Source organism: Pseudogemmobacter bohemicus (genome assembly GCF_003290025.1).
Taxonomy (GTDB): Bacteria; Pseudomonadota; Alphaproteobacteria; order Rhodobacterales; family Rhodobacteraceae; genus Pseudogemmobacter; species Pseudogemmobacter bohemicus.
In genome coordinates, this window is record NZ_QNHG01000005.1 from 187,459 (window position 1) to 197,234 (window position 9,776).

Annotated in this window: 12 protein-coding genes and 4 pseudogenes; 8 read left to right on the forward strand and 8 right to left on the reverse strand. The window is 62.4% G+C overall.

The window, feature by feature from the left end:
* The 5 genes and pseudogenes from DRF71_RS23290 to trkA form a co-directional block, all read left to right on the forward strand.
* Window positions 1-352, forward strand: a pseudogene (locus DRF71_RS23290) (Na+/H+ antiporter subunit D); the annotation flags it as partial.
* Window positions 349-831, forward strand: a complete 483-nt coding sequence (locus DRF71_RS23295; protein ID WP_112312911.1) for a Na+/H+ antiporter subunit E — start codon at window positions 349-351, stop codon at window positions 829-831. The pseudogene DRF71_RS23290 and the gene DRF71_RS23295, both read left to right, overlap by 4 nt.
* Window positions 831-1,127 carry a monovalent cation/H+ antiporter complex subunit F gene (locus tag DRF71_RS23300; RefSeq protein ID WP_112312913.1) on the forward strand — a complete coding sequence of 99 codons (297 nt, stop codon included), beginning with the start codon at window positions 831-833 and terminating at the stop codon, window positions 1,125-1,127. Before DRF71_RS23295 ends, DRF71_RS23300 begins: the two co-directional genes overlap by 1 nt.
* A complete protein-coding gene (gene mnhG / locus DRF71_RS23305; protein WP_112312915.1) occupies window positions 1,120-1,410 on the forward strand; it encodes a monovalent cation/H(+) antiporter subunit G in 291 nt (96 codons plus the stop codon). The genes DRF71_RS23300 and mnhG overlap by 8 nt, the downstream gene beginning before the upstream one ends.
* A gap of 49 nt (window positions 1,411-1,459) precedes the next feature.
* Window positions 1,460-2,317: pseudogene (gene trkA / locus DRF71_RS29555) on the forward strand (Trk system potassium transporter TrkA); the annotation flags it as partial.
* 93 nt (window positions 2,318-2,410) lie between these two features.
* Here the strand turns inward: trkA and DRF71_RS29560 are convergent.
* The 3 genes and pseudogenes from DRF71_RS29560 to tnpA all read right to left on the reverse strand — a co-directional run.
* A pseudogene (locus tag DRF71_RS29560) lies at window positions 2,411-2,737 on the reverse strand (transposase domain-containing protein); the annotation flags it as partial.
* Between the two features lie 54 nt (window positions 2,738-2,791).
* Window positions 2,792-3,184, reverse strand: coding sequence for an IS66 family insertion sequence element accessory protein TnpB (gene tnpB, locus DRF71_RS23320; RefSeq protein WP_198672335.1), 393 nt, complete (start codon window positions 3,182-3,184; stop codon window positions 2,792-2,794).
* A complete protein-coding gene (gene tnpA / locus DRF71_RS23325; RefSeq protein WP_112312919.1) occupies window positions 3,181-3,582 on the reverse strand; it encodes an IS66-like element accessory protein TnpA in 402 nt (133 codons plus the stop codon). Before tnpA ends, tnpB begins: the two co-directional genes overlap by 4 nt.
* 169 nt (window positions 3,583-3,751) lie before the next feature.
* Between tnpA and DRF71_RS23330 the strand changes: the two genes are divergently transcribed.
* The 3 genes from DRF71_RS23330 to DRF71_RS27735 all read left to right on the forward strand — a co-directional run bounded on the left by DRF71_RS23330 (window position 3,752) and on the right by DRF71_RS27735 (window position 5,150).
* Window positions 3,752-3,967 (forward strand): hypothetical protein, encoded by a 216-nt coding sequence (locus tag DRF71_RS23330; protein ID WP_232831655.1) that lies wholly within the window; start codon window positions 3,752-3,754, stop codon window positions 3,965-3,967.
* 34 nt (window positions 3,968-4,001) lie between these two features.
* The gene (locus DRF71_RS23335; RefSeq protein WP_198672336.1) at window positions 4,002-4,910 is read left to right on the forward strand and encodes an efflux RND transporter permease subunit; all 909 of its coding nucleotides are present in this window, start codon (window positions 4,002-4,004) and stop codon (window positions 4,908-4,910) included.
* A gap of 75 nt (window positions 4,911-4,985) precedes the next feature.
* The gene (locus tag DRF71_RS27735) at window positions 4,986-5,150 is read left to right on the forward strand and encodes a hypothetical protein (RefSeq protein WP_157971263.1); all 165 of its coding nucleotides are present in this window, start codon (window positions 4,986-4,988) and stop codon (window positions 5,148-5,150) included.
* Here the strand turns inward: DRF71_RS27735 and DRF71_RS23340 are convergent.
* The 5 genes and pseudogenes from DRF71_RS23340 to DRF71_RS28845 form a co-directional block, all read right to left on the reverse strand.
* Entirely contained in the window at window positions 5,147-5,725 is a 579-nt protein-coding gene (locus tag DRF71_RS23340) for a TetR/AcrR family transcriptional regulator (RefSeq protein WP_112312921.1), read from the reverse strand. The genes DRF71_RS27735 and DRF71_RS23340 overlap by 4 nt on opposite strands.
* Window positions 5,726-5,808: 83 nt before the next feature.
* Complete coding sequence (locus tag DRF71_RS23345) at window positions 5,809-7,161, reverse strand: MATE family efflux transporter (protein WP_112312922.1); 1,353 nt, start codon at window positions 7,159-7,161, stop codon at window positions 5,809-5,811.
* Between the two features lie 48 nt (window positions 7,162-7,209).
* Window positions 7,210-8,481: a beta-ketoacyl-ACP synthase II gene (gene fabF / locus DRF71_RS23350; RefSeq protein ID WP_112312925.1), complete on the reverse strand. Its 1,272-nt coding sequence runs from the start codon at window positions 8,479-8,481 to the stop codon at window positions 7,210-7,212.
* A 431-nt stretch (window positions 8,482-8,912) separates the two neighbouring features.
* On the reverse strand, window positions 8,913-9,269 hold the full coding sequence (locus DRF71_RS23355) for a response regulator (protein WP_232831656.1): 357 nt from the start codon (window positions 9,267-9,269) through the stop codon (window positions 8,913-8,915).
* A gap of 319 nt (window positions 9,270-9,588) precedes the next feature.
* Window positions 9,589-9,776: pseudogene (locus tag DRF71_RS28845) on the reverse strand (hypothetical protein); the annotation flags it as partial.

The window sequence follows — 9,776 nt, forward strand, 5'->3', positions numbered from 1 at the left end:
GCTCTCGGGTTTCTGGGCCAAATATGTGCTGGTGAAAGCCTCGCTCGATCTGCGTGAATGGATCGTCGCCTTTGTGGCACTGCTGACCGGGTTGCTGACGATTTATTCGATGACCAAGATCTGGGCCGAGGCCTTCTGGAAACCACATCCGGCCGGGCGCGTGCCCGCGCTGTCCACCATGTCCCGGCGTGCCCGTACCCTGCTGCTGGCCCCCATCGTTGCGCTGGCGCTGATGACCGTGCTGATCGGGCTGTTCCCGAAGCCCTTCCTCGATTTTGCCACCACCGCGGCGGACCAGCTTCTAGAACCCGTCGCCTATATCGAAACCGTGCTGGGGGGCGGATCAGAATGACGTTCTTCGCCATCAACACGCTGCTGGCCATTGTCTGGGGCGCGCTTTGGGGCTCGTTCGCGCCGCTCGATCTGCTGGCGGGGTTCGTGTTCGGTTTTGCTGCGCTGTGGTTTGCGCGACGGCTGGTCGGCGCCCCGCAGGACGCGGGCTATTTTCGTGCCTTGCCGCAGGGGGTGATCCTCTTTGTCTATTTTCTGAAAGAGCTGGTGAAATCCTGCCTGATGGTGGCGCGCGACTGTATCGCCCGCGATCCCCGGCTGCATCCTGCCATCGTCAAACTGCCCATCGGCCCGAAAAGCGATCTCGAGATCTTCCTGTTGGCCAATCTCATCACCCTGACGCCCGGCACGCTGACGCTCGATGTGGCCGAGGACAAGAGCTATCTGGTGATCCATTCCATCTATGCCGAAGACGCCGAGGCACTGATTGCCGATCTGCAATCAGGTATGGAGCACCGCGTTGCGGAGGTCTTTCGCTGATGAACACAACGATCTTCATGCTCACTTGCGTCGATATCGGGCTGGGGCTGATCGCGCTGGCGATCGCGCTTGGGTTCATCCGGCTCTGGAAGGGGCCGACGCTGGCAGATCGGGTGGTTGCGCTCGATATGATGACCTCGGCCATCATCGGCTTTTGCGGGCTGTTCGCGGTGCGGGCGCAGGTCGAGGGCTATCTCGATATTGCGGTGGCGCTGGCGCTGGTCAGTTTCGTATCGGTGGTGGCGCTGGCGCGCTATGCCGAACGTCTTGCGCGCAGGAGTGACAGCGATGATTGAGATCGTGACCGGCATCCTTGCCTTGCTGGCCGGCGGCTTTGCGGTGGTGGCGGCGGTTGGCGTGCTGCGCTTCCCCGATGTGCTGACGCGGATGCATGCCTCGTCGAAGGTGGCCTCTTTCGCCGGGGCGTTGGCACTTTTGGCGGCGGCAGTGGATATCGGCCATGTCAGTGTCGTGACGCGGGCTGTTTTCGCCATCCTCTTCATCTTTCTGACCGCGCCCATTGGCGCCCATTTGCTCGGGCGCGCCGCGGCATGGCGCAGCGGGCAGGGCGGGAAATGACCTTCGGCGTCACGATGCAGCGCCCACCGCTTCAGATAAGGTAGCTTCCATGCGCGTTGTGATTTGTGGTGCTGGTCAGGTCGGCACCACCATAGCCCGTCATCTTGTCGAGCGTGGCGACCATGTGACCGTCATCGACTCCAGTCAGGAGCGGACGCGTCGAATGGGTGAAAGCTACGATGTCAGGGCGATACAGGGCCATGCCTCGCATCCTGAAGTCTTGCGCCGTGCCGGCGCGCAGGATGCCGATATGCTGATCGCTGTCACACGGTCGGATGAAGTCAATATGGTCGCTTGCCAGATGGCTTATTCTCTGTTTGGGGTAAAGCGGCGGCTGGCGCGATTGCGCCACGCGGGCTTTCTCGAGCGTGACGGCTCCGGACTGTTCGCGGCCGAGCACATGCCGATCGATGTGTTGATTGCGCCTGAGATCGAGATTGCGGAAAGTATTTCCCGTCGGCTGCGCACGCCCGGCGCTTTTGAAGTGACCCCGTTCGCAGACGGAAAGCTCGCGCTTCTTGGGATACATATTGCCGATGGGCGGGCACCTCTTGTAGGGGAGCGCTTGTGGGAACTGCAGGAAAGCACCGCTGCTGCGTCGATGGTCCCGCTTCTGGTTGAGCGAAAGGGGCGGCTGTTCCCTTTTGCGGAGGATACCCGTGTTGAGGTGGGAGACGACCTCTATGTGATTGCGGAGGCCAGCCAACTTACCGAGGTTCAGCAGGCATTCGGTTATAGAGATCGCCCGGCGCGCCGGGTGGTGGTTGCGGGGGCGGGTAATGTCGGCCTTCACCTTGTGTCCCGCCTGCGATCGGTCCTGCCTGGAAGCGACATTAAGATCATCGAGATCGATCCGGCGCGCGCCGAAGAGGTGGCCGTGGCGCTCAGCGACCAGATGCTGGTGCTTGGTGGAGATGCACTCGAGCAGGAACTTCTGGACGAGGCCCAGGTCGCAGGGGCAGACGCGTCGCGGGGGTTCGATCACCTGTTCGATGCGCGGCAGATGGTCGGGCAGATGGCCAACGTTGCGCTTGGCTGGCGGGCGTCTGGCTTTGCCATCTGCATTGCGTTCAGCCAGCGCAAGCAGGGCAGCCTCGGCTTCCGCGACGGCTGTTTCCAGATCCTCGAAAGCCAGCTGACGCTCATCGGAGGGTAACTGCTCGGACCGCTTGCCATAAAGCGCATGGCGCAGCTCGGCGATGAGGTAATCCTGACGTTCGGTCTGCGCCTCGAGCCCTTCGACCTTGGCCTGCATGGCTGCAAACGCCTCCCGCACGGCGGGCGGAAGGCTGTCCAGATCAAAGGGGAGATCGGCGGGCGCAGTCATGACGATTTATACCGCACGCCTGCACGATTGCCCATATTTACAAGGCAATCCGAGTCATTCTGTCGCGGTGGGCGGGGTCGGTCTGGGCGCGTGGATGCGGCGCCAGTCAAGCCCTGCAACCAGCGCCTCGAACTGCACCCGCGACAGCCGCATGACCCCGTCGCCCACCTTCGGCCAGGCAAAGCCGCCCTGTTCCAGGCGCTTGTGGATCATTACGATCCCACTCTTGCGCCATGGTCGCTTGAACCAGTGGCGCCAACCATGGCTCACCCAGAACAGAACCTTGATCCTGTCGCCACGCTTTGACCTGAACACCACCATCACCCCCGCCTTGGGCGCAAAGCCCAGTTCGGAATGCGCCATGGCTGCCAGCCTGTCATGCCCTTTGCGGAAGTCTACCGGCTTCGTCGCGATCACGATCCTGACGGGCTGATCCGGAAAGATCACAGCACCTTCCTCACCGCCGCCACCAACGCCGCCGCACGCTCGGGACTGCAATCCGGCGTCACATGCAGAACTGCGCCGCAAATCTCGACCCTGATCACGCCCGTGTCGGTCGACACGGCAGCGGTAGCGGCATCAGCCAATGACTCGATCACCAGCGGCACGAATGCCGGGGCCACATCGATCGGCACGACCAGTTTCCCTTTACGCGCCTGACCGCGCCATCCCGAAAGGTGCCGGGCAATCAACCCATACTTCGCCGCAACGTCGCAGACCCGCACGCCGGGCTGAAAACTCTCGGCCACGATCTGCGCCTTGAGGTCATCCGGCCAGCGTCGCCGCCCGGTCGGACCATCAAGGACCTCGATCCGCGACACTCCCTTCGACCCGCGCACCTCCATTCGGTGCTCATTTTGGTGCTCCACGACCAGTCCCTCGCAAACTCAGTTGCAGGACGGCATGCCCGAACTTACATCAAGCCGAAACCACGGGGCTGGCACACCGCTTACGGTGAACAGCGTGGCGCGGCGACACGTAGTTCCAGCGAACCATGTGTCGTCATGGCGGACGATGGCTCGGAAGGGGCGACTTGTTCTGCCCGCGCTGGAGGGCGCGGTTGAGTTCGCGACGCTGATGCTTGGACCGGATGAAGACGCGCCCGCTGTCGCAGCCCCTGTTCTGGACAGGGCGGAGATCGTCTTCGGCGCCGTGATCATCCGTCTGGAGGCCGGGGCCTCGGCAGATCGGATTTCTTCGGTCGCGCATGCGCTAACGGCAGACGCATGATCTTTCGCCCAGTGAGGCTGCGCTGCAATTGCAGATGTTGCTCAGCGGGTTGACCGTGACCAATATGCGCGAAGATATCCGCAATGTCCCGGTGGTGGCGCGCAGCGCGGGAGAGGCTCGGTTTGACCCCACGCGGCTGGCGGATTTCGCGCTGATCAGCAGGCACGGTCGGGCGATCCCGCTGGATCAGCTGGGCCGGTCTGAGATCCGGTTCGAGGTGCCGATCCTGAAACGCCGCGACCGGATGCCGATCATCACCATCCGTGCCGATATCAACGAGGCAACCCAGCCGCCCGAGGTCTCGCAACAGGTGATGCGCGCCTTGCAGCCGCTGATCGATACGCTTCCCGTCGGATACCGCATCGAAATGGGTGGCAATATCGAGGAATCAAACAAGGCAAACATCGCGCTTGCGCAGATCTTCCCGCTGATGATCGCGGCCATGCTGATCGTGATCATCCTGCAGGTGCGCAGCCTGTCGACGATGACGATGGTGATGTTGACGGCCCCCTTGGGACTGGCCGGGGTGGTGCCGGTGCTGATCGCCTTTGAACAGCCCTTCGGGTTCAACGCCATTCTCGGGCTGATCGGGTTGGCCGGGATCCTGATGCGCAACACTCTGATTCTGACCGAGCAGATCAAGGAGAACCAGGACGCCGGGCTTGACGACTACAACGCGGTGATCGAGGCCACGGTGCAGCGCACGCGGCCCGTGATCCTGACTGCTCTGGCAGCCGTGCTGGCCTTCATCCCGCTGACGCATTCGGTGTTCTGGGGGTCGATGGCCTATACGCTGATCGGCGGCACGGGGGCCGGCACGGTCCTGATCCTCCTGTTCCTGCCCGCGCTCTACGCGGCGTGGTTCCGCATCAAGGCACCGGCTGATCCGTCTGCATCCGAGACCGCTTCACATACGGCCACGGCTGCACTGCCGGCCGAGTAGGCCGGGTGTTCCGCAAATGCAAAAGACATCAGGCGGTAACAGCCTGATGTCATGGCCTGAAACGGGAGAAACGTCGTGAAACACCTGTTCGCGCGGCTGAAGCAATGGACCATACGGCTCGACGGGATCGACGATCCGCAAGGGCTGTATCTTTCGAGCTTGGAACGGCGCATCCAGGCGCTGGAAAATGCGCAACGAGAACTGCGTCGCGCACCGCCGGTCGAGAAACCGCGGCCTTAGCCCGCGGCGATCTGGCCCACCTGGTCCGCCGCAGCCTTCAGCAGGTCCTGCGCCAGCGCCTTATCATTCACGCTGCGCGCGAGCGTCATCGCGCCGACCATCAGCGACAAGGTCACCATTGCCTCGTCGGACGGCCTATCCTGATCAGCCGCATCTATCATCCCGGTCAGACGCCCAAGATGCGCCAGAACGCCCGCCTCGAAGGAGGCTTTGACCTCCGGCCCCTGCCGGGCGGCATCCGCCCCGAGGGCGACCATCGGGCAGCCCTTCGCCCTTTCCTCGACATGCTCTGGCGAGAGGTAAAACCCGATGACCGCCTCGAGCGGCGCTTCCGGGGTTTTCTCAACCGCCTCTGTCCACCGCTCGGCGGCCTTCTCCATCGCCCGCGCCGAGGCCTGTGCAATCAGATCCTCTTTCGACGCGAACTGCTTGTAGAACCCGCCCTGAGTGAGACCCGCGCCCTTCATCAGATCCTTCAACCCGATGCCGTCAAAGCCATGCTCGCGAAACAGCTCGCTTGCGGTGTTGATGACCGTCTGATGATTGGCCTCTGCCTGGGCCCGGCTCACGCGCATGACTCGCTCCGATTTTTGCGTTTCGTCTAACTTGACGGCAATATAGCTGTTGATTGCAATATATGCACGGACCCGCGCAACTCTTACCGGCGCAGCACAGCTGTCAGCATCGTGACGCCATAAGCGACCAGACCCAGTGCCAGCGCGCCATAAAGCGCGCGGATATCCCCCGTCCAGACCAACGCCAGCCAGCCGCCGCCAAGCGCGATGACAACGCGGATCAGCACGGCGACCAGCGGCATCGTCAGACGCTGCTGGCCCTGCGCCGCGAAATACAGCACGAGGCCCAGCCCGAAAAACCCGTAGAACGGTCCGACGATCTGGAGATACGCCTGTCCGGTATCGATCATCTGCGCCTCGGCACTGAACAGTGTCAGCCAGGCCGCAGGGAACAGGGCGGCGATCAGGCCCACCGCCTCGGTCACGCCAAAGGCCAGAACAGCCCCCGTCAGGGCGATCTGGCGGGCACGGTCCTGTCGGCCGGCGGCGGCATTGGTCGCGACCAGCGCCACCATCGGCGCGCCGATCCCGAAGACCACCGGGATCAGCAGGTATTCCAGCCGGACACCGGTGCCGAATCCGGCCACCGCCGCGACCCCGAGCCGCAGTGCGATGATCGCAGTTGCGCCTGCGATGATGACATTGCTCAGCACCGACTGGACCGAGGACAGTGCTCCGATGCGCAGGATGCCTGCGAGCAGCGGCCATTGCAGGGGCTGCCAGCGGAACCGCGCCGGGTTGCGGCCCGAGACGATGTAGAAGGCCAGCACCGCCGTGCCGATGGCGTAGAACAGCACCAGCGCCAGACCGCCGCCCGCGATCCCCATGGCGGGGATTGGACCATATCCGAAGATCAGGACGGGCGAGACGGGCACCAGGAACACAACGCCCAGCACCGATACCAGTGCCGGGATGACCATATTGCCGGCCCCCCGGATCACGCTGGCCAGACCGTTCATCATCCAGGTGAAGACGGCACCTGCGAAGACCACATTGGAATAGGTGACCGCCGCATCCAACTCGCCGCCGCTGCCGCCAAGCGCTGTGTAGATCGGCCGACCGCAGATCAGGAACACCGCAGAGAACACCAGGCTGATCGCCAGATTGATGACAACCGCGTGGATCACCAGCGCGTCGGCCTGATCCCGCCGCCCCGCACCAAGGGCGCGCGCCACCGATGACGAGATCGCGCCGCCGACGGCCCCGGCCGAAATCATCGTCATCAGCATGACCACGGGGAAGACCAGCGCCATGCCCGCCAGCGCATCGGTGCCGAGTTTCGAGACCCAGAAGGTCTCGATCAGCCCGGTCGAGGCCTGCGCCAGCATGATCAGCACATTTGGCAGCGCCATGCGCACCAGAAGCGGCAGGATCGGCGCCTCCAGCAAGCGCTGCGTGCGCGGATCCCGCGGGATTGTGGCTGTGGCAACGGTCATAACAGGGCCTCTGTCATGGTGAGGAAACGCATGTGAAATCCCCTGGCGTCAGATGCCGGTCCAGCGGCGCAAAAGCAGGCTGGCATTGACGCCGCCGAAGCCGAAACCGTTCGACAGGGCATAATCGGTCTCAATCTTGCGCGCCTGAGTCCCGATCAGATCCAGCCCCTCGGCGGCGGGGTCCGGGTCTGTCAGGTTCCGGGTCGGCGGGGCGATCTGATCGCGCAGGGCAAGGGCCGTGAAGATCGCCTCCAGCCCGCCCGCGGCCCCCAGCAGATGCCCTGTTGCCGATTTTGTGGCGCTGATCGCCGGGCCGGGCAGGCCTGCGAACAGGGCTTTGATCGCTGCCAGCTCGCCCAGATCCCCTACCGGGGTCGAGGTGGCATGGGCATTCAAATGACCCACATGTTCCGGCCCGATCCCGGCCTGTGCCAGTGCGATCTCCATTGCGCGCCGGGCCCCGTCGCCATCCTCCGGCCCCGCCGTGATGTGCCAGGCGTCCGAGGTCGTGCCATAGCCCGCGATTTCTGCGATGGGCGTGGCGCCCCGGGCCAGCGCATGATCCAGCGCCTCGATCACCAGCAACCCAGCCCCTTCGCCCATCACGAACCCGTCGCGCCCGCGATCAAAGGGGCGTGACGCGAGTTCGGGCCTGTCATTCCACCCGGTCGACAGCGCCCGGGCCGCCGCAAAACCACCAAGCGCGGTGCGGTCGATGCAGGCTTCGGCCCCACCACACAGCGCGACATCAATCTCGCCCGCGCGGATCATCCGCGCTGCATCGCCGATTGCTTGCACACCGGCGGCGCAGGCCGTGACAGGTGCACCGAGCGGGCCTTTGAACCCATGCCGGATTGACACCTGCCCGGCGGCGAGATTGGCTAGGAAGGACGGCACGGTGAAAGGAGACAAGCGCCGGGGGCCGCGCGATTCAACGGTGCGCACGGCATCCGTGATCGCATGGAATCCGCCAATGCCGGTGGCAATGATCGTCGCGCTGCGCCGCCGCTGCTCTGCGGTAGCAGGAACCCAGCCGGACTGCGCCAGAGCCTCATCCGCAGCTGCCATTGCGAACAGAATGAACCTGTCCATTTTCTTCTGGTCTTTCGGTTCGACCGAAAGTGAAGGATCGAACCCACCATCCGGGTCTTCGTCCAGGGTTGGCACCGAAGCCACGACCTTGCAGCCCAGGTCCGCGCTGACCGCGTCCGGCAGGTGCCGCAGGCCGGACCGCCCGGCGAGCAGTCTTTGCCAGTTCAGGTCGACTCCAACGCCAAGCGGGCTGACGATACCGAGGCCGGTCACGACGATTCTTTGCATTGGGGGCCTCACAGCTATTTTAGATGTTATATGAAATCTAAAATAGCTGTGCAAGATGCCATGACGCCTTGCTGCTCTGCACCGTTACCCAGGTCGCGTGCAGCAGCCACGAAGAGCAGCTGCAATGACACTAAGAACTGCTGCGGCAGCAGTTACGTCACTGCCATGCCGCGCTGTGTCCGGCGACTTCACGCGCTCTGGACCTTGCGGGCGCTTCTGTGGCTCTAAGCGTTGCCGTCAGTACGCCTGGCCACGCAAATCATTGGCAAGTCTGTTGGTTTTGAGCATGATGTTCCGAGAGACTTGGTCGCCGCAGCTGTTCGGGATTCAAGCTTAGCCAACGGCGTGGCGTATTTTCTTGCGTTCCAGTCCATGAAGGTTGTGTGGCAACCTCATGGTGATGGACAGGACAGACATGGGCTCTCTTGCCTTCAGGCTGTTAGCTGTTCGGTGATTTGAAGAGCAACTTCTGAGAGATATGGTTTTGCCAGGAAAACGGCACCAGCCGGCAAGGTTTCTGCCGTAATATCGCATCGGCCTGAAACCACAACGAGCCCGATCGGTGGCCATCTGCGGCGGGCTTCTTCTGCGAGTTGAAGTCCGTTCATCAAGCCAGGCATATCCACGTCAGTAAACAGGAGCTTGATGTCATTGTGCCTTTCGAGGAACTCCATCGCTTGCGTGGCGTCAGCTGCTTCCAGGACGCGATAGCCCTCATCCCGAAAGATCTGCGCGGCATCCATACGAATAAGAGGCTCGTCATCAACGACAAGAATGACATGGGACAATGTGGATCCTGACTGACAAAAAAAGCTTTGTTGCCTCTGCCGCGAAGCTGAATCGTGCATAGGTTGTTACACGAGTTCAACTCGTGTGCGCCGCAGATGGTTCCCGGTAGTTTTTCATCCAGCACCCAGGAGGTGCAGTACATAATCCAAGTGATTGATAAATAATGTACTATTCTTTCCACCGTCGATGCGAGCGTCTGTTTCGGAAGTTGGCGTTGAAACCTGGCGGCAGGTGTGACGTTTGCAGTTGCCCAAACCCTCGGGCAATCGATCATCATGTGTCAGCCTCGCTTTTACTTCTTGTGCCTGTGGCTATAGGTCATCGTGTGATTTTTCCCTCAGCGATTGCGTTCCCGTGCAATGCCAGTCTTGCCTGAAAAGCTGAGCAGCCAAACCGCTCACGGAGTTGTAATGCCCGCTTTTCGTAACAATCCTTGCCGATTGCCCGTTTCAAATCGTTCTCGTGGAAATGTCTGTTGGCGAAGGGCGCTTTGGCGATGAGGCGCT

Excerpts from the sequence above, each read along its gene's own strand:
- DRF71_RS23345 (WP_112312922.1), bottom strand. The coding sequence starts at position 7,161 with ATGACCGTTGCCACAGCCACAATCCCGCGGGATCCGCGCACGCAGCGC.
- DRF71_RS23300 (WP_112312913.1), top strand. The coding sequence starts at position 831 with ATGAACACAACGATCTTCATGCTCACTTGCGTCGATATCGGGCTGGGG.
- DRF71_RS23340 (WP_112312921.1), bottom strand. The coding sequence starts at position 5,725 with ATGCGCGTGAGCCGGGCCCAGGCAGAGGCCAATCATCAGACGGTCATC.
- fabF (WP_112312925.1), bottom strand. The coding sequence starts at position 8,481 with ATGCAAAGAATCGTCGTGACCGGCCTCGGTATCGTCAGCCCGCTTGGC.
- tnpA (WP_112312919.1), bottom strand. The coding sequence starts at position 3,582 with ATGGAGGTGCGCGGGTCGAAGGGAGTGTCGCGGATCGAGGTCCTTGAT.
- DRF71_RS23330 (WP_232831655.1), top strand. The coding sequence starts at position 3,752 with ATGGCTCGGAAGGGGCGACTTGTTCTGCCCGCGCTGGAGGGCGCGGTT.
- DRF71_RS23295 (WP_112312911.1), top strand. The coding sequence starts at position 349 with ATGACGTTCTTCGCCATCAACACGCTGCTGGCCATTGTCTGGGGCGCG.
- DRF71_RS23335 (WP_198672336.1), top strand. The coding sequence starts at position 4,002 with ATGTTGCTCAGCGGGTTGACCGTGACCAATATGCGCGAAGATATCCGC.
- mnhG (WP_112312915.1), top strand. The coding sequence starts at position 1,120 with ATGATTGAGATCGTGACCGGCATCCTTGCCTTGCTGGCCGGCGGCTTT.